Source organism: Corynebacterium faecale, from assembly GCF_030408735.1.
Lineage (GTDB): Bacteria > Actinomycetota > Actinomycetes > Mycobacteriales > Mycobacteriaceae > Corynebacterium > Corynebacterium faecale.
Genome location: NZ_CP047204.1, coordinates 678,104 through 697,006, shown reverse-complemented (window position 1 = coordinate 697,006; position 18,903 = coordinate 678,104). Strand labels below are relative to the sequence as shown.

General features: G+C 60.3%; 18 protein-coding genes. 3 read left to right on the top strand and 15 right to left on the bottom strand.

Translation table 11 applies throughout. The features are described 5' to 3' along the window. Window position 1 precedes the first annotated feature (1 nt). The 6 genes from lpqB to CFAEC_RS03210 form a co-directional block, all read right to left on the bottom strand. Entirely contained in the window at window positions 2–1,711 is a 1,710-nt protein-coding gene (gene lpqB, locus CFAEC_RS03235; RefSeq protein WP_290278772.1) for an MtrAB system accessory lipoprotein LpqB, read from the bottom strand. Further along, a complete protein-coding gene (gene mtrB / locus CFAEC_RS03230; RefSeq protein ID WP_290278770.1) occupies window positions 1,711–3,243 on the bottom strand; it encodes an MtrAB system histidine kinase MtrB in 1,533 nt (510 codons plus the stop codon). Before mtrB ends, lpqB begins: the two co-directional genes overlap by 1 nt. 62 nt (window positions 3,244–3,305) lie before the next feature. After that, window positions 3,306–3,986 (bottom strand): MtrAB system response regulator MtrA, encoded by a 681-nt coding sequence (mtrA, locus tag CFAEC_RS03225; RefSeq protein WP_290278768.1) that lies wholly within the window; start codon window positions 3,984–3,986, stop codon window positions 3,306–3,308. A 23-nt stretch (window positions 3,987–4,009) separates the two neighbouring features. After that, complete coding sequence (locus CFAEC_RS03220) at window positions 4,010–4,621, bottom strand: dTMP kinase (protein WP_290278766.1); 612 nt, start codon at window positions 4,619–4,621, stop codon at window positions 4,010–4,012. Beyond that, window positions 4,621–6,057, bottom strand: a complete 1,437-nt coding sequence (gene ahcY, locus CFAEC_RS03215; protein WP_290278763.1) for an adenosylhomocysteinase — start codon at window positions 6,055–6,057, stop codon at window positions 4,621–4,623. The genes CFAEC_RS03220 and ahcY overlap by 1 nt, the downstream gene beginning before the upstream one ends. Before the next feature lie 127 nt (window positions 6,058–6,184). Continuing rightward, window positions 6,185–6,538: a hypothetical protein gene (locus tag CFAEC_RS03210; RefSeq protein ID WP_290278761.1), complete on the bottom strand. Its 354-nt coding sequence runs from the start codon at window positions 6,536–6,538 to the stop codon at window positions 6,185–6,187. A gap of 207 nt (window positions 6,539–6,745) precedes the next feature. Here CFAEC_RS03210 and CFAEC_RS03205 point away from each other — a divergent pair, with 207 nt between their 5' ends. Continuing rightward, window positions 6,746–7,516, top strand: coding sequence for a hypothetical protein (locus CFAEC_RS03205; RefSeq protein ID WP_290278759.1), 771 nt, complete (start codon window positions 6,746–6,748; stop codon window positions 7,514–7,516). A gap of 81 nt (window positions 7,517–7,597) precedes the next feature. Here the strand turns inward: CFAEC_RS03205 and manA are convergent, their stop codons facing one another. The 4 genes from manA to CFAEC_RS03185 form a co-directional block, all read right to left on the bottom strand. Beyond that, entirely contained in the window at window positions 7,598–8,782 is a 1,185-nt protein-coding gene (gene manA / locus CFAEC_RS03200; RefSeq protein ID WP_290278757.1) for a mannose-6-phosphate isomerase, class I, read from the bottom strand. Continuing rightward, window positions 8,783–9,769, bottom strand: a complete 987-nt coding sequence (locus CFAEC_RS03195; RefSeq protein WP_290278755.1) for a MurR/RpiR family transcriptional regulator — start codon at window positions 9,767–9,769, stop codon at window positions 8,783–8,785. It lies immediately after the preceding gene. Window positions 9,770–9,965: 196 nt separating this feature from the next. After that, complete coding sequence (locus tag CFAEC_RS03190) at window positions 9,966–11,342, bottom strand: phosphomannomutase/phosphoglucomutase (RefSeq protein WP_290278753.1); 1,377 nt, start codon at window positions 11,340–11,342, stop codon at window positions 9,966–9,968. 302 nt (window positions 11,343–11,644) lie between these two features. After that, window positions 11,645–12,040, bottom strand: a complete 396-nt coding sequence (locus CFAEC_RS03185) for a DUF3499 domain-containing protein (protein WP_290278751.1) — start codon at window positions 12,038–12,040, stop codon at window positions 11,645–11,647. Between the two features lie 117 nt (window positions 12,041–12,157). Here CFAEC_RS03185 and CFAEC_RS03180 point away from each other — a divergent pair, with 117 nt between their 5' ends. Continuing rightward, window positions 12,158–12,613 carry a metallopeptidase family protein gene (locus CFAEC_RS03180; RefSeq protein WP_290278749.1) on the top strand — a complete coding sequence of 152 codons (456 nt, stop codon included), beginning with the start codon at window positions 12,158–12,160 and terminating at the stop codon, window positions 12,611–12,613. Between the two features lie 150 nt (window positions 12,614–12,763). On the opposite strand, the gene CFAEC_RS03175 is transcribed toward CFAEC_RS03180, so the two are convergent. From CFAEC_RS03175 to CFAEC_RS03160, 4 genes are all read right to left on the bottom strand, one after another. Next, window positions 12,764–13,264, bottom strand: coding sequence for a hypothetical protein (locus CFAEC_RS03175; RefSeq protein ID WP_290278748.1), 501 nt, complete (start codon window positions 13,262–13,264; stop codon window positions 12,764–12,766). Between the two features lie 179 nt (window positions 13,265–13,443). Then, window positions 13,444–13,692 carry a WhiB family transcriptional regulator gene (locus tag CFAEC_RS03170; protein WP_290278747.1) on the bottom strand — a complete coding sequence of 83 codons (249 nt, stop codon included), beginning with the start codon at window positions 13,690–13,692 and terminating at the stop codon, window positions 13,444–13,446. Between the two features lie 648 nt (window positions 13,693–14,340). Further along, window positions 14,341–15,435, bottom strand: coding sequence for a mannose-1-phosphate guanylyltransferase (gene manB, locus CFAEC_RS03165; protein WP_290278746.1), 1,095 nt, complete (start codon window positions 15,433–15,435; stop codon window positions 14,341–14,343). Window positions 15,436–15,615: 180 nt separating this feature from the next. Continuing rightward, window positions 15,616–16,527, bottom strand: a complete 912-nt coding sequence (locus tag CFAEC_RS03160; protein ID WP_290278743.1) for a glycosyltransferase family 2 protein — start codon at window positions 16,525–16,527, stop codon at window positions 15,616–15,618. A 167-nt stretch (window positions 16,528–16,694) separates the two neighbouring features. Between CFAEC_RS03160 and lcpA the strand changes: the two genes are divergently transcribed. Further along, window positions 16,695–18,257, top strand: coding sequence for an arabinogalactan--peptidoglycan ligase LcpA (gene lcpA / locus CFAEC_RS03155; protein ID WP_290278741.1), 1,563 nt, complete (start codon window positions 16,695–16,697; stop codon window positions 18,255–18,257). A gap of 7 nt (window positions 18,258–18,264) precedes the next feature. Here the strand turns inward: lcpA and CFAEC_RS03150 are convergent, their stop codons facing one another. Then, on the bottom strand, window positions 18,265–18,879 hold the full coding sequence (locus tag CFAEC_RS03150) for a LysE family translocator (RefSeq protein ID WP_290278740.1): 615 nt from the start codon (window positions 18,877–18,879) through the stop codon (window positions 18,265–18,267). Window positions 18,880–18,903 lie beyond the last annotated feature (24 nt).

The following is an 18,903-nucleotide window of genomic DNA, read 5'->3' as shown; positions in this document are numbered from 1 at the left end:
GTCAGTAGGCCACGATCGCGGCGGAGCGCACGCCCAACAGCCCCGGCACCTCACGCCAGATCGTGGTGTCAGACGCAGGGAGGTGGAGCAGCGCATGGAAATCCGTGGCGTAGATGGTGGACGCGGAACTTGCGACGGACACCACCGGGGCGGACAGGTTGCCGCTGGGCAACGCACTGGTTGCAGAGCCGTCCATCTCAACACGCCAGATCGGCATTTCCGGCATGGAGGTGCCCACCAGCAGTGATCCGTCCTGTCGCCAGGTCAGGCTCAGTGCGGTGCCTGCCAGTGAGGGGGCGACCTCAACGATGTTGGTGATGCGTCGCTCCGCCGGCCCGGGTCTGGTGATCACACCCACATACACCCGGCCGTCCATGATCATGGCCACGCGGGTTCCCGTCCTGGAGAGCTGGAACTCTGAGATCGCCCCTGCTGCCCCGACGGGCAGGGCGATGTCCGCCTCCGCCTGGACCAGTTCGCGGGTCGTGGCCGAACGGGTCACCCGCACCGGGGTATCACCGTCGACCACCACCCAGATGGCATTGGCCGCATACTCAAAGGTGGGCCGGGTGATGGTGTCCGCGGTGAGAACATCACTGTAGGTTCCCTCAAGCGAACCGACGGTCAGCCGCGGGCTGTCGCCACCCCTGACCGCTGCGGCGACATTCGCCGATGTGGAGATGGCCGCTGAATCAATCCCACCCTCACCCAGGAACCCGGTCAACGGAGTGACCGTGCCGGAACTGACCCGCGAGATCACGCCGTCACGCAGAGTGAACAGCGTGGACACCGCATTGGTGGAGGCCGCCGGATTGAATTCAGCGACATCATCGATGGACAGCAACGGAAAATCAGCGATCAGCGGCGAACCATCGGCCATGATGGAATACGGGCCGGGGATATCCGCGTTGGCGAGCGCCCACACCACCTGGGCCGCAAAACTCAACCGGGCCTCCTCGCTGAGAGTGCTGAAGCCGGTGAACTGATAGGAGCCCTCATTGAGCCCGACGAAGGACGCGCCGGGTGGCAGTTGATTGACCACACCGGGTTCCAACTGCTGGGAGGGTCCGGTGACCAGCAGCGACATCAAGGTCGTATCCAGGGCCTGCACCCCGTTGTAGATCCACCGCCTGTCCCCCACCAGCACCTGGCCGGACAGGTCGAAGAAATAGAGATCCCGTGGCGAATAGTGGTTGCGCATCTCGGTGCGTTCCAGCACCACACCATCAGGAAGATCGTCAATGCGCCATTCATCATCAACCCGGCGCATCACGATCTCCGCCTCATAGCTGGAGTCCTCCGCCTGATAGACGCCTCCACTGCCCAGGGTGCCAACCTGGGTGCCTCGGATGACAATGCGACGTTCATCCGCGGTGGAACCCGGCTGGGTATTGAGGTCGATACGTTCCAGGATCCGGGTGATCACAGAGGGATTCCACTCCCGGCTGGCAGACTCGGTGAGGTAGGCACGGGATGCCTGGTACTGCTGGGAAGGGAACGCCCCGGCGGAGAAGAAATTGCGCAGCAGAATATCCGGATCCGCCCCCGGGGTGGGTCCGGCCACCTCAATGGGACTATCCGCCACATCGAAGGACCTCAGGACCTGGGGATCGGTGTCACGGGGCAGCGTGGAACATCCCGCCAGCAGAACCGTGGCGGACAGTGCCGCGATGAGTCTGGTCAGGTCCGCGCGCTTCATGATGCGGAGCATCAGGCCTCCACCTCCCGGGGTTGTTGTGGTGCAATGAGTTCCAGGGGTGCTGTGCGGTAATGGCCGTGGGGTTCACGGGGGATGACGAGACGGAACATGGAACCCACGCCGAGATTACCGGCGGCATCGAGGCTTCCTCCGTGGAGGATCGCATCCTCACGGGAGATCGCCAGTCCCAGTCCTGTGCCACCGGAATGACGGACACGGGAGGGATCGGCACGCCAGAAGCGGTTGAAAACCAATTCCTCCTGACCTTCCTTCAGTCCCACCCCCTGGTCGGTGACGGTGATCGCGATGGCATCGTCGTTGGAGGCCAGGAGGATGTGCACGGGATTGCCCCGGGCGTGATCAATGGCGTTGGCCACCAGGTTGCGGATGATGCGTTCGATGCGTCTGGAGTCACCGTTGATCATGACCGGGTCATCGGGGAGTTCGACATCGAGGGGCACATCGAGTTCCCCCGCGAGCACCGCGACCTGCTGGATGGCGGAGTTCACCGGACCGCGGGCATCATGTTGTGTGGTGGACAGATCCGCCACACCGGCATCGTGTCGGGAGATCTCAAGCAGATCACCGAGGAGAGCTTCGAAGCGATCCAGTTCCCTGGTCATGAGTTCGCTGGCGCGTCGGGCGGCCGGCGAGAGTTCATCGGAGTTATCCGCGATGAGATCCGCCGCCATGCGCACGGTGGTCAGTGGTGTCCGAAGTTCGTGCGATACATCAGAGGTGAACTGCCGTTGCAGGTTGCCGTACTCCTCCAGCTGTTTGATCTGTGCGGACAGTGATTTCGCCATGGCGTTGAAGCTCATGGCCAGGCGTGCCATCTCGTCTTCGCCATCGACCACCATGCGTTCCCGCAGTTTGCCCTGGGCGAAGCGTTCCGCAATGCGGCTGGCGGAGCGCACCGGAGCGGTGACCTGCTGGGTGGCCAACCAGGCGATACCCACCAGCAGAACCACCACGACCACGAGTGCGGCCGACAACAGACCCCGCATGAGGGCGAGGGAGGCCTCGTCGTTTTCCATCGAGAAGACCAGATACACCTGGAGATCAGGGATGTCGCTGTCGGTGGGGGTGCCGACGATCAGCGCGTTATAGGATTCCCCTCCCCCCTGATCGATCGTGGTGAACTGGTAAGACACCTGGTTCTCCGACACGAAATAACGGAGCCTGTCCGGAATGTGATACCCCTCCGGGGAGACCACTATGTCCTCGGAATTAACCAGCACCACCGGTTCATAGACCGCGGTGACATCCGCCCCCGAGCCACTGCTGCCCAGGCTGGCCAGACCGGCACGTGCGGCATTCAACCGCAGCTGGATCGAACTTGAGGCGCCGGAGGCAGCGATCTGCTCCTCCACCACCACGCGGGCACGGTCAATCTCTGAGCCTGCGATGTCGATCTTCTGGTCCACGAGCCGCTGGGTGAATACGGTGAGCATGCCCAAGGCGAGCAGGAGCATCACCACAGCCGACGCCGTGAAGATCGAGCCGAGGACACGGACCTGCAGGGAGGTCCGCCATTTGTCCATGAAGCGGTGACGAAGCCGCTTGAACCAGGTCAGAATTGGAAAATTATCCCTTCAATGTGTGGTTATTCAACGTTTCCGGTCTTATAACCGACACCTCGAACGGTGAGCACGATCTGTGGGTTCTCCGGATCCTTCTCGATCTTCGCGCGCAGCCGCTGCACATGCACATTGACCAGGCGGGTATCGGATGCGTGACGATATCCCCACACTTTACCCAGAAGTTCCTCACGGGTGAATACCTGCTGCGGTTTGCGGGCCAGCTCCAGCAGGAGATCAAATTCCAGCGGGGTGAGCGAGATTTCCTCATTGCCCCGTTTGACGGTGTGGCCTGGAACATCGATGGTGAGATCGCCAACCTCGAGGGTCTCGGCGGGCTCATCATCGGTGCGGCGCAGGCGTGCACGGATGCGCGCGACGAGTTCTTTGGCCTTGAAGGGCTTGTTCACATAATCATCAGCACCGGATTCCAGGCCGAGCACCACGTCAACGGTGTCGGTCTTGGCGGTGAGCATGATGATCGGGACGGCGGAATCCTGACGGATGGACCGGCAGATGTCAATGCCGTTCATGCCGGGAAGCATCAGGTCCAGAAGGATGAGATCGGGGTGCTCGCGCAGTGCGGTCTCCACGGCGAGGGCGCCGTCGGTGACGGCGACGGTATCGAAACCCTCGGCGCTGAGCACGATGGTCAACATCTCGGAGATCGCGGGATCATCATCGACGACAAGAATTTTCTGCGGCATGTCAAACCTTCCGGATAGATGGGTTAACTCATGTTATCTATAAAGTCGACGATTCTGGCTGCAACGTGGCCGGGGTCGTCTTCGGGGGCAGCCACGATCCACGGCGACTCCCACCCTTTTGCCGCCAGGCGGCGGTACTGGGCGGCGGTGCGTTCCTGGAGACCGGAGTCCGCCTCATAGCGGTCCCGGGTGCGGGACGCATCAATCGCTTCTCGACGCCTGGCCCGTTCCTGCGCAAGGTCCGCAGGGGTGTCCAGGAGTACCTGGAGCACGGGGCGCGGCAGAGCCAGACGCCCGAATTCAAGCTCAGCCACCCAGGTGGCCGCGGCGTCGTCAAGCAAACGGGCCGCGGTATAGGCGGCGTTGGAGGCGACATACCGGTCGAGCAACAGCAGACCCGGCGCAGTCAGCTCCGCGTGGGCGCCGTGGCGGTCCAGGGCGAACAGGGTCGCCATCGCATAAGCGCTGTCAGTGAGGTCACCCATCCGGCCGTGGAGAGCCTCCGCGGCCAGTTGGGCGTGGATCGACGTGCCATAGCGCGGGAAGGAGATCACGCGAGCATCAATACGCTCGGTCAGCGCACGGACCAGGGTGTTCTTTCCGGCGCCGTCAATTCCCTCAATACTGACAATCATTAGTAGCGGTAGTGCTCCGGCTTGTACGGTCCTGCGACATCGACACCGATGTACTCGGCCTGCTCCTTGGTCATCTCGGTGAGATTACCGCCGAGCGCCTCGACGTGGATGCGTGCGACCTTCTCATCGAGAATCTTCGGCAGGCGGTAGACGTCATTGGCGTACCTGCCGTCGTTCTGGAACAGCTCGATCTGCGCGATCGTCTGATCAGCGAAGGAAGTGGACATGACGAAGCTGGGATGTCCGGTGGCGTTGCCCAGGTTGAGCAGACGGCCCTCAGACAGCACGATGATGGACTTGCCGTTGGTGAACGTGAACTCATCCACCTGTGGCTTGATGTTGGTGCGGATGACATCATCGCGGTGGAACAGGGAGTGCATGTCGATCTCATTGTCGAAGTGACCGATGTTGCCCAGCAGGGCGTGGTCCTTCATCTGCAGCATCTGCTCATAGGAGATGATGTCCTTGTTGCCGGTGGCCGTGATGATGATATCGGCCTCACCGATCGCCTCATCCACGGTGACCACGGAGTAGCCGTCCATCAATGCCTGGAGGGCATTAATCGGGTCGGCCTCAGTGACCTTGACGCGTGCGCCCTGGCCATCGAAAGCCTCGGCGCAGCCCTTGCCCACATCGCCGTAACCACAGACCAGGACGTTCTTGCCACCCATGAGCATGTCGGTGGCACGGTTGATGCCGTCGATCAGGGAGTGGCGGGTGCCGTACTTATTGTCGAACTTGGACTTGGTCACGGCATCGTTGACGTTCATCGCCGGGAAGGGCAGGATGCCCTCCTCTGCGAAGTGGTACAGACGGTGGACACCGGTGGTGGTCTCCTCGGTGACACCCTTGATGGACTCACCCAGGGCGGTCCACTTGTTCGGCTCAACGGCCAGAACCTCGCGGAGCATGCCCAGGAAGGCGATGTACTCATCGGAGTCATTGTCCTCCGGCTGCGGAACAACGCCGGCCTTCTCATACTCGCGTCCACGGATGACAGCCATGGTGGCATCGCCGCCATCATCGAGGATCATGTTCGGCAGCTCACCTTCCCAGCTGAAGATCTGGTTGATGCACCACCAGTACTCATCCAGGGTTTCACCCTTCCAGGCGAATACCGGAACACCCTTCGGATCCTCCGGGGTGCCCTGGCCGACGACGATCGCTGCCGCGGCCTCATCCTGAGTGGAGAAGATATTGCAGGAAGCCCAGCGGACCTCTGCGCCGAGAGCGGTCAGGGTCTCAATCAGCACAGCGGTCTGCACCGTCATGTGAATGGAACCTGCGATGCGGGCACCCTTCAGCGGCTGCTCCTCTGCATATTCCTTACGCAGCTCCATCAGACCCGGCATCTCGTACTCAGCGAGACGGATCTGGTGACGACCAGCTTCCGCGAGGGACAGATCCGCGACCTTGAAGTCCGTGACCTTTGCCATATTCTGGCACTCTCCTTTTAATACTTGTGAAAAGAATCAGTAAAACCGTTGCCCACTCTACTAGGTGGATCAGATATCAACGGTGTCCGTGAGGCTCACGCGGGCATCCGCAGGGAGCGTGGTGAGGTCAGCTCAAGGCTTCCAGGTAGGCCTCGAGGTCATAATCCACATCAGATTCCTCCAGTACCCGGGTTGCCGCCGCCCGGAGGGATTCAGATCCCTCTCCGATGAGGGCTCGGATGAAGGGGTAATTCTCCACCACCTCACCCGCGGAGTACGGCGCCCCGGACAGGATGGCGGCGATGGTGGCGGCTGCCTGTCCGTTGAGGTGTTCATCCTCGGTGGCCTTGTCCTGGTTGATCACCAGCAGACAGGCATCTTCGAGGGCCTCGAGAATTTCGGCATCCTCAAGTTCAGAAATCTCATCGAGGTAATCGATGTTGATCTCCTCAGTGAGGATGGCATCATCCCATGCACCCATGTCTCCCAACCTTTCCAATCATGTTTCGCAAATATTGTTTATTTCTCACGAGCTTGTTTATTTCCGCAGTTGAAAGCAAGATCCTCAGAGTTTTCCGACATTTCTATCACCTTCTACCTACGCACTAAGGCGAGAACGTGATATTGTCGTTATTAACTTGTTACCTTTAATCTTTATTTCGACCACGACGTACCGGAGGACCAGCGGATGAAATCTGAGAAGCACAGAGCTCTCACCTTCATCGTCGTTGGATGCATCGGCGCTTTAGCTCTGGGGCTCATTGTCTGGCAGGCATCCAGCCCGGACCGACCCACCCTTGATATTGCCATGCACAGCACCCCGTCGACCACCCCAGCCCCTGCACTCTATGAAAACCCAGGTGGGGGCACTGATCTGCTCCCCGCCCCCGAGCGGACCCAGAAGCCACTTGCAGCTGTGGACACCGCCGACCCCTATCTTCCACCCAATGCCTACGTACCCCCTCCGGCACAGGTGAACCCGGGCGGACCGAGCGGACCGTCAGCGCGTACGACCTCACCACAACCAGTCGGCCCCGTCGGACAGACAGTTCCGGGAACCACCGCCGCAGCTCCCGCACAAACCCCATCCGAGGAGCCCGGTGATCCCACGACATCGGCGACCCCCACCAGCTCCGAAACATCAGGCGACTCCACCACCCAGACCCCGGAACCTCCACTTCCTGATCTGCCCACCGACCCACAGGTGACGCCACCTCAAACCACGGATACCAGCGAGGACACCTCGACGACAGAGGATGTGGAGGACAGCACCATTCCACTGGTCCCCGTCGAGCCGACTCCCGAACCCACCGAGCCCGAGCAGACGACATCCGGTTCCCCGACAGAGGACACACATCAGTCCACCACACCATCGGAACCCACTCCGACAGACTTCGTCGATGAGCCCACCGCCCCGCTGAATCCTGAGACACCGGCCGATCTGACACCGGTGCCTTAAACCGGTGGCGATCCCACCAAAAAGCTGGGCCCCATGCAGTTTAAAACCGCAGGAGCCCAGCTTTTTTCAGTGCCTGTCAGCTCAGACAGTGGCGATAAACACCTCTGCACTGTCGGAGGTCAGTCCGATCACCCCATCCTCAGCGGGGATCCAGGCCGCATGACCCGCGCTGAGGTCGATGGACTGATCTCCATGTGTGAGGGTGACGGCGCCGTCGGTGCACAGGATGATCATGGGGCCATCGTGTTCAGCGGTGTGGGTGCCATCAACCCGCACCCGGTCCATGGTGAATTCGCTGACCGGGACAGGATAGTGGTGGATATTGCCGTCGGTGACAGAATCCACGACCGCGTTGCTCAACGATTTGAAGTTGAGCACCCGCACCAACTCCGGGACATCCACATGCTTGGAGGTCAACCCGCCACGGAGAACATTGTCAGAGTTGGCCATGATCTCCACACCAAGGCCTGAGATATAGGCATGGAGATTGCCTGCATCCAGGAAGATGCCGTCGCCAGGCTTGAGCTCATAGAAATTCAACAGCAGAGCACCCAGCACACCCACATCGCCGGGATAACGGTCGTGGAGCTCAATGATATGGGAGAGAATAAAGCGGAACTCCGCGTCCGCGCCGCCGCCGTCGATATAACGGTGAGCGGAGGCGAGCAGGGCGTCGAGAAGCTCATGGCGCTTGCCCACCGGAATGGTGATCCAGGTGGTGAACAGGGCCCGGAGACTCTCCTCCTCGGTGTCCACCGACAGCATGCTGAGATAATGGTCCAGCTCATGGCAGTCGATGGCATCAAAAAGTTCGAGGGTGCGCTTTAGCGGGCGGAAGCCAGCCATGGCGATAAAATCCGTGAGTGCGACGATGAGCTCAGGTTTGTGATTGGCATCCCGGTAGTTACGGTTGGGCGCATTGAAGGCGATGCTGGCGTTATTCTCGCGGGAGTAGCCGTCCTTCGCCTGCTCGAGCGAGGGATGTGCCTGGAGTGACAGCGGCGCGCCCGCAGCGAGGATCTTCATCAGGAAAGGCAGCTGTCCGTCGAACTCCCGCGCGACGCGCTCACCCAACATCTGCTGTGGGTTCTGTTCGATGAGTTGATCCAGTGCGGTGCCGTTGATCGTCGATGGGGCACCCGGATGCGCACCGAACCAGAGCTCCGCTTCAGGCCTGCCCGATGGGGACTCATGTCCGCGCAACTCGGGGATCAGGGTGCGTGAGCCCCACGGGTAGGCGCGCAGTGTGCCCTCCAACAGCTCCATTTACACATCCCTTTCTTCTACGGCATAGACAGTCGCTGACTGACCACGGACAATCAGACGCAAGGTCGAGGCAAGTGGCCCCCTGCCGTTGAAATCGCAGAACTGCGCCACGGCATCGGGGATTCCAGGCTCTTCCTCCGCCCAGACAACAGCCCTAAACGGTACCATCCGGGCATCCTCATCCAGGAACGGGTCGTGGAAGATGTCCGGTTGCGGACCACGCAGATCAGGCAATGCCATAAAAAGTTCCTCTCCGTCGAGGGCACCACAAACCAGACCACGTTTGTTCCATAAACCGGCTACGACGTTGGCGATTGCATTCCCCCACTCGGTTCGGCCGGTGTGAACAATGCGGAATCCATCTGCGACCATGCGCAACTTCCTACCCGGATTGACTAGTTCATCACGTTCCGGTGACAACGATTCAATTTCCTCATCCACCGAATCCGCTACATGCGCCATGCGGTCGGCCACGATCCTGGGATCTTCCTCCAACAGATCAAGGATCGCCGTGAGCGAAGCAATAGTCCGGGAGGGAGACGCTGCTGTCGCGGTGGGCAGCGTGGGCACCATGATCACATCTGAAGGGGCTTCCTCCACCAGGGGCCCATCGACCGGGCCGACCAGAACCGTGGTCGCACCACGTTGGGTGGCGGTGATCAACGCCTTGAGGGACTCTTCATCCCCTCCGTCATCGGTCACCACGATGACCACATCCAAAGCGCCCACATAACTGGGGAGAGCCGCAGTGATAACGAAGGGCTGCCGGAGCGGGGCATGCAGCGCCTCGACCATGCGGGCACAGCTCTGATTGATCTGGCCACTGATCAGTACCACCACGCTGCGGGGCCGGAGCCCCTCCAGCGGGGCGAGTGCTCCGGATTCGACGAAACTGCCGATCACCCGAACCTGTGCCCCCTCATAGGCCACATCATAAAATCTGACTGTTTCCTGGTTATAGGAAGAACCGTCATAGAAAGAATCCACCACTGGGAATCAATCACCCTTTCATCGTTACCTCAAGGATAAGGACTTTGATCTCTCCGGTGGTGGATACTCAGCAGGTTCAGCAGGGTTCTAGCAGAAATCCTCAAGCTTTCTGCAGCCCTTGCCTAGCCCCTTGTCTAGCCCCCGGCCTGCGAACCGGTCTACAGATCGGCCTGCGGAACAAGGCAGGAAACCGCTATGCGCGGATGATGCCCAGGATCTCCTCCACGAGGGCGTCCACTTCCTCCTGGCTGGGAGCCTCCACATTGAGACGCAGCAATGGCTCGGTGTTGGAAGCCCGGACATTGAACCACGCAGGCGTGCCCGTCAACTCCACAGTCACCCCATCCAAGCGATCGATGCTCTCGGTGCGGTCGGCGAAGGCATCCAGCACAGCCTGGGTCCGCTCCGCCTGAGCCTCGGCATTGGCCAGGCGTGAGTTGAGCTCACCGGAAGCTGCATACCGATTGTACTGCGCCATCATCTCACTCAGCGGCTGGTCCTGACCTCCCAGTGCCGCCAGGACATGCATCGCGGCGAGAATACCGGAATCGGCGTTGAAGAACTCCGTGAAGTAATAGTGCGCAGAGTGCTCGCCACCGAAGACAGCACCGTGATTGGCCATCTCATTTTTGATGAAGGAGTGACCGACCCTGGTACGCACCGCGGTGCCACCGTTTTCAGCGATGACCTCTGGCACGGACTTGGAGGTGATGAGGTTGTGGATGACCGTGGAACCGGGCTTCTGCTCGAGGTAGCGTTCCGCCACAATCGCGCAGACAGCCGATGGGCTGACCGGATCGCCGTTTTCATCCACCACGAAACAGCGGTCAGCGTCCCCGTCGAAGGCAAGTCCGATATCCGCGCCGGTCTCAACGACAAACTTCTGCAGATCAACAAGGTTCGCGGGTTCCAGTGGGTTGGCCTCGTGGTTGGGGAAGGAGCCATCCAGTTCGAAGTAGAGCGGTTCGATCTCGAGGGGCAGACCCTTGAATACCTCGGGCACGGTGAACCCACCCATGCCGTTGGCCGCGTCCACAGCCACCTTCAGGGGACGGATGTCGGACAGGTCCACCAGCTCATTGAGGTACGCGGCATAGGCGCCGAGCAGATCCTTCTCGCTGAGTGATCCCTTCTCGCCGTCATAGTCAGGCACGCCGTTGACCAGATCATCAATGATGGTGGCCAGTCCGGTTTCCTGTCCGACGGGGCGTGCTCCCTTGCGGCAGAGTTTGATGCCGTTGTATTCCGCCGGGTTGTGGGAGGCGGTGAACATCGCGCCGGCGCAGTTCAGTGTGCCGGAGGCGAAGTACAGCCCATCGGTGGAGGCAAGCCCGATGTGGACGACATTGAGCCCCTGGGCGATAGCGCCCTCGGCGAAAGCCTGGGCGAGCCCCGGGGAACTGTCACGCATATCGTGTCCGATGGCGACGGTGTCCTCGCCCTCGCTGCGCATCAGGCGGGCGAACGCGGCGCCCGTCTCGCGGATGAAGTCAGCATCCAGCTCAACACCGACGATGCCACGGACATCATATGCCTTGATCACGGCTGTTACAGATTCACGGGTACGCATAGATCCTCACCAGGTAGAGAGCAATTGATTCCCGGCAATCTTACTCCACGTGCCGTCTGTAGAGAGACATCGATTGAGATAGGACCCAGGTCCCCATCTGATCCCATCCGGTCTCAGCAGTGCTAGCCGTGACAGCAGAAGCGCCGACACATACCCTCGCCTTCTGATCATGAGACGACGACAGTATTAGATGACAGTATTAATAGCCCTCATCAGGGATCCACGAATGGACCTGAAATATTGAGCGGCGTTTCAGGCGTGTCCATCGGTCAACACCGGCACCACCTCAGCGGAGCTGAGGATTATTGGTCCTCAGGCTCCGGGACCACATAGAGATGTCCGCGGCGGTGTGCACGGTATTCGGCACGCTTCGCTGAACGGTTGACCGGATGGTTGCCACCTACCTCCTCCTCGGAGGCGACCAGGCCGCTGGCGTTGCGCCCGGCTTCACGGACGGCTTCAGCCAGTGCGGTGAGATCCTCATCATCTTCCGGGAAGATGTCATTGACGCGCAGCATCTCCCAACCGAGGGGCGCGGTGATGCGCTCGGCATGGTGCTCACAGAGATCCCAGCTGTGCGGTTCCGCAGCGGGGGCGAGCGGACCTACGACAGCAGTGGACTCTGAGTACGCGTAGGTGAGGGTGGCGACGGCAGGCTTGCCACAACCGGGGCGGGAACAACGACGGAACTGACTCACGATGTCAAAGTTTAGACCCTGGGTTGAGGTTTGGATAGTCACGACCCGCTCTTCCCCACTGGTTGTTCCGGCGTGCCATCGTTTTTCAGCAGCTCACAGGGTTTAGAATCTGGGCTTATGCATTCGAGAACTTTCCGCGACAGGCGTGGCCGTGGGCTCCGGGGACCGCTTATGCCGACAGAGGTGCCGCGACATGCTTCTCGTCGTAAAGCTTTTGACCGCGCCGTCCTGGAGGCATACGGGCCGCTCTATGCGGCCTATCGTAAAGAGCTGACCAATCTGGATATCGCGGTGGATACCGTGCCGCGCATGCGTCTGAGTGCTGACATGACGATCCTGCCCGATGAAATCACCGCGGACGGCCCCGTCCCACTGGGGCGGGTGATCCCACCGGCCGTCGACCCGCAGGGGAATCCGACTCGCGCCCGCATCGTCATCTTCCGCATGCCCATCGAGCAGCGGGTGACCAGCAGCGCTGAACGCCACGAACTTCTCACCCACGTTCTGATCTCGCTCGTGGCGAACTACCTCAACGTGGAACCGCAGGATATCGATCCCGGTTTCAACAGCTAGACAGCACCAGCTAGACAGCAACCGTTAGCCAGCAACCGTTAGACAGACAGCGCGACCCCGGGTAACAACTGCTTGTCGACGAAAAACCCGCCTCGGGTTCCACACGATGCGTGTGGCCCCTTGGCGGGAAATCTTCACTGCTGAAAGGTGTTATGCAAACAGAGCCCAGAGACCCGGCTCCACCTTTGTCAGTGGAAGCATGGAACGGGAGTCAAACAGACCGGTCATCGGGGTGAGGCACAGCTCCACCTTGGAGGAGTCGATCTTGTCATAGTCAACGCCGCCATCCGCATTCATCAGCGCGATGTAGCTGACTCCGGAAGGGACACCTTCCTCACCAAGTTCCAGGGGTGCCAGTTCACTCTCGCCGATGCCGTAACCCTCAGCGATGCTGTCCGGGGTCTCCCCCGCACAGATGATGCCAGCGGCCACATACTCCGGACCATAGATATCAGCGAAGGCGAACGCTGTGACATTGAGTCCCATGTTCTCCACCCCGAGGACATTCCGTTCGAGAGCTCCCGCGGTGGACGCGGTGGAGTTATCCCCGGCCTGCGTCATGGCTGTGGCTGCTACCAGCCCGGCTATCACGATGAGCCAGACGGCGACGATTCCGGCGACAAGGCCCTTGGCCTTTGATGAGAGGGTCACTGAGGAGCCCACCTTTCATACAGATTATTTTCAGACCCGGATTATCCTAGGCCATGATGCTGCTGAATCGCTTCCCACAGGCTGGGGGTTTAAAAGGAGAGGGCAACCCCATCTCCCGGGCACACAAAAAACGGGCCCCACACCTCAAAGAGGTCCGGAGCCCACTGAATGTTGGCTATTTAGATGATTTCACGCTTGAGCCGGCGGCGTTCGCGTTCTGAGAGGCCACCCCAGATGCCAAAACGTTCATCATGCTCGAGGGCGAACTCGAGGCAGTCATCCTGCACCGGGCATGCCTGGCAGATCCGCTTGGCTTCCCGGGTGGAACCACCCTTCTCCGGAAAAAACGCCTCCGGATCCGTCTGCGCACACAGCGCCTGTTCCTGCCATTCCTGCTCCGCAGCGCCGAACAGTTCATCCAGAGTCATTTCCAATGCGGAAAGAGTCTGTGACTTTGCGATATGCAATGCAGGCTGTTCTGCTGAATCTTTCACTCACTCGCCCCCTCTCGCATTTCAAGCCGGTCATTCCGGCCTCGGATCAAACGCATTCTAACGCTCAACCCGGTTTGGTTACACACTCCGATTACACACGTGGCAATGTTAGGCCGTCAACCGTTATTCAAAAAATCATCAAAAGCGGCGCCCGCCACTTTCACACCAGTCACATAAGCAACACCAGCCACGAAGCCCCCATCGCGGGGGTGGGCGGCGGGGGTACGAGATATGGGTATCAGGTGGGCGGATGAAACCATCCAGGCACTACATCGGCGTGTCGCACACATGTCACGGGAATAATTTGGTTTCAGGATTGTATCGGAAGCAGAAACAGCTCAACCGGGCAACAATTGACATCACGGCAGACCCCCTCGCCATCACGTACCCACCATGTCCACACCGAGCAACCAGCATCCCCAATAACAGGGCCGCCCCCTGCCCCACTACACAACCGCGCACCCCCAGGATGCCGAAGAACCCGGCACCCCCGGTGTCCTGCCTTGCCGCATGGATCACCCCGCGGGCGGACATCGTACTGGTAGCCCGCCCCTCCCCCGGCAGGCTCCAGCTCGTGAGACTTTATTGATCAGAAGAGAAGCGGATCCCGCCGTCGGGAATCACCACTCCGGGGAAGACACGCATTCCGCCTGTCAGTTCACAGCGGGCACCGATCTGGGCGCCTTCACCGATCACGCAGTTGGAGATATGGGCGTTAGCCCCGATCTTCACGCCGGAAGCAATGATGGAATTCTCGATGAACGCACCCGGTTCGATGGTGACCCCGTCGAAGACCACGGTGCCGTCGAGTCGGGACCCCGCACCGATTTCCGTACCCCGTCCCACAACGGTGCCGCCCAGTAGGATCACGCCGTCGCGGACACCAGCGGAAGGATCGACCAGTCCCTCACCCGTACGCCCATCCAGCAGCGGTGAAGGGGCGATGCCACGGACCAGGTCTCCGGAACCCCGGATGAAATCATCAGGGGTGCCCATGTCGCGCCAATAGGAGGTGTCCACGTGGCCGACAACTTTCTTGCCCTCCTGCAACAGCTGCGGAAAGGTTTCGCGCTCTACGGACACAACGCGGTCAGCGGGGATCGCCTCGATGAGTTCCTTCTGGAAGACATAACAACCCGCATTGATCTGATCCGTCGGTGGGTCTTCCGTCTTTTCCAGAAATTCCAGGACCCTGCCGTCAGCGTCGGTGGGGACACATCCGAAAGCCCGTGGATTAGGGACGCGGACCAGATGCATCGTCAGATCCGCCTCCTTCTCACGGTGGGTTTCAAGGATGTCACCCAGGTCCGCACCGGAGAGCACGTCGCCGTTGAACACGATCGCGGTGTCATGGCGCAGCTTGTCGTAGACGTTGCGGATACCACCACCGGTGCCCAGAGGCTGATCCTCCACCACGAATTCAATCTCGAGTCCAAGATCCGAGCCGTCGCCGAAGTAATCCTCGAACACCTCGGCTTTGAAGGAGGTTCCAAGCACGACGTGGGTGATGCCCGCAGCTTTGATCCTTGCCAGGAGGTGCTTCAGAAACGGGTGTCCAGCTGTCGGGAGCATGGGCTTCGGGGTGTTGTTTGTCAACGGACGGAGACGGGTTCCCTTACCTCCGACGAGGATGACCGCATCCACATCCACCGGGCTCGGACTTTCAGAACTAGACATAAATTCCTTTTTCACTCTCTGCTCAATGTGAGGACGGTGGGGCTGGGCACGTCCCCGAACCGTTTTATCAGGCACAGCTTTTACGCTATTTTCCGCGCCAAACTCTGTAAATACTAAGCCCACAATGGACCCGGATCGAACTCAGGCATGACAATCCGGTTGTGCACCCGTCGGGATATTTTAATCCCCTGACCGTGTACGTGACAGTCCTGACATGAAAATCACCAGCGCAGCCCTCGCCTTCAGCCCGACCCGGAGCGCGAGCCTGATCGGCGCCAACGCAGGACCGGACAGTCGATCGGCCTGGAAACGGTACGCGCTCTCGTGATGTGCAGGCAGCAGGATCTCCGGGTGCTTATCCGCAACATGCCCCTGGGCATGGGCGATTTCCGCGGATGGACAAAACACATTGTCATATCCGGCGCGAACCAGCCGATCGCCCAGATCAACGTCCTCCATGTACATGAAGTAGCGTTCGTCGAAACCACCGATCCGGTCGAAGGCGTCCCACCTGATCAGGAGGCAGGAACCGGAGAGCCACCCGGCAGTCCGCTCGGAGCTCATGTCCTGGTCGTTGCGGTAGGCAGTTGACCATGGGTTTGATTTCCAGATGGATCCGAACAACGCATGCCCGATGCCATTGCTCAGCGTCGGGATGGCGCGGGCGCTGGGGTACGCCGAGCCGTCCGGCTCGCGGATGAGTGGTCCGACGCTGCCTGCTGCTTGTCGACGACCCGCACACCCAATCAACTCATCAATCGACCCTTCGCCGAATACGACATCAGGATTGGACACGATGAAGTATTCGTTATCAATTTCCCCGGCCTCCCGACGCTTCTTCAGAGCCCGTGCGGCAACATTCACCCCGGTTCCATATCCGAGGTTGCCACCTGTCGGAAGGAATTCAACGTTCTCCCGCTCCAGCGCCGCTCTTTCAGGAACACCGTCGACAGAACCGTTATCCGCCATGATGACCACGGCATCACGTTCCGTGGATCCGGCGATGGAATCTAGGAAAGACGCCAGATGTTCTCCGGGGGAATACGTCACCGTGATCACGGCAATGGGTGGCTTAGGATTACTCACAGCCATCAGAGCTTAGTCGTTAGTGGCAACCGGGGGTCACCGCCACTCCCGATAGCTGTTGAGGAAATAGCCACCCGGTGGCCTAGAATCCCTAGACAGTATCTTTTATCAGGCGCCCCCTGTCCCCCACATGGGTGCCGCCCACGATCCATTTGCGAAGGGTTTGCACCGCCGTGACCGAAAAGTACCGCCCAGTTCGGGATATCCAAGCAGCTCCCGCAGCAGTACAGTCCACGAAGCAGGCCGGCCCGGTCTTCATCAGAGCTGTGGTGGCTTTCCTGTCAGTGTTGGTGTTGGCGATCTCCGGACTGGGATATTTCGCCGTGGGAAGCATCAATGATGTGGCCAATGCGGGCAATCTCACACTCGGCGGTGGTGAGGGTGTCAAGGATGGTCAGGCCCGGGATGGTGCGACCGATATCCTGCTCGTGGGTTCTGATTCCCGTTCAGATGCCCAGGGCAACACTCTCTCCGACGAGGAACTCGCCATGCTCCGTGCCGGTGATGAGGAAAATGACAACACCGACACGATCATGGTGATCCGTGTCCCCAATGACGGTTCCTCCGCCTCGGCTGTCTCCATCCCGCGTGATACTTATATCCGCGATGATGAGTACGGCAACATGAAGATCAACGGGGTGTACGGTGCCCACAAGGATGCCCGGCGCGCAGAGCTGGCGGAGCAGGGTTTCACCAATGAGTCGGAATTGGAGTCCCGTTCCAAGGAGTCCGGCCGTGAGGGTCTTATCGATGCGGTCTCCGACCTCACCGGGGTCACCGTTGACCACTATGCTGAGATCGGTCTCCTGGGCTTTGTGCTGCTCACCGATGCCGTCGGTGGCGTCGATGTGTGCCTCAATCAGGCGGTTAACGAGCCACTGTCGGGTGCGGATTTCACAGCTGGCCGTCAGACCCTGGGTGGTTCCGACGCGCTGTCGTTTGTCCGCCAACGCCACGGACTCCCGCGTGGTGATCTGGATCGTATCGTCCGCCAGCAGGCCTTCATGGCCTCATTGGTTAACCATGTCCTTTCTTCCGGCACCCTGACCAACCCGGCGAAGCTCTCCGCCCTGGCAGATGCCGTCATGCGTTCAGTGATCATCGATGAAGGCTGGGATGTCATGAGTTTCGCCACCCAGTTGCAGAACCTCGCCGGTGGCAATGTCACCTTCACCACCATTCCGGTGACCTCCATCGATGGTGTGGGTGATTATGGTGAATCTGTGGTCACCGTGGATGTCAGCCAGGTCAACGCCTTCTTTGAGGACGCCCTCGGGAACACCGAACCGGTGGAGGAGGAACGCTCCGATGAAGACCAGTCCGTTCCACAGGGGCCGAACAACGCGGACACCATGATCCATGTCCTCAACGGCTCCGGGACCGCCGGGCTGGCGGGCAACGTGGCAGCGCATCTTGAAGCCCTCGGGTACACCATTGAGGTCACCGGCAATGCTGCCGAGGGCCTGTACTTCGAATCTCAGGTGCTGGCGGCGGATTCCTCCGATCCACAGGCCCTGGCCATCGCTGAAGAACTGGGCGGGCTCCCGATTGTGGCCAATTCCTCCCTCGATGCTGACACCATCATCGTGATCCCGCACATCGATTACACCGGCCCCACCGCCGAAGTGGCGGCGTCCCCGTCGTCTGTCGGACAGCCCGGCATGGGTGCGTCCGGGGATCCGATCCTCAGCCCGGAGATCGACGCCGGTGGTGACGGACCCCGCTGCGTGAACTGACCAGTGCTCAGAACAGTCTCTCCACCAGCATGAATCCACCGATGAGGATCATGAGTCCACCGGAGAGATACGAGACGATGCGGGCGGCCCCCGGCCGTGTACGTAACAAGGCACGTGCGAAATAACCCACCGCGGAGTACACGATCACTGTGTTGATGAGATGTACAACGCCGATCACCAGCATCTGCACACCCACGGGTACCGGCATGGTGGCGTTGGTGAACTGCGGCAGGATCACCAGGATGAGAAGAAACACCTTGGGGTTGAGTCCGCTGATCGCAAACCCCTTGGCCACCTGCCCAGTCACGGAATCCCCCATGGCTGCCTCGCCCCGGCGGATCTCCGGTGGCCTACGGATCATGCCGAATCCCAGCCACATCAGGTAGAGGGAGCCCAGTACCGTCATGAGGGTCAGCAACCAGGGCAGACCGGTGATCACGATCCCGACGCCCGCGGCAACCACCAGAATCACCAGGAGGTGGCCACCCAGCATCCCCAGGATGGCCGGGATGGGTGACCTGTTCTTCAGAGCCGCGGCAATCGTATACGCCCAATCGGCCCCGGGTGTGCAGGCCAGAGCCGCTGACACTCCCCAGAAGGCGAAAACCAAACCCAGATCCATGAGGACACAGGGTAGCCCCCACGC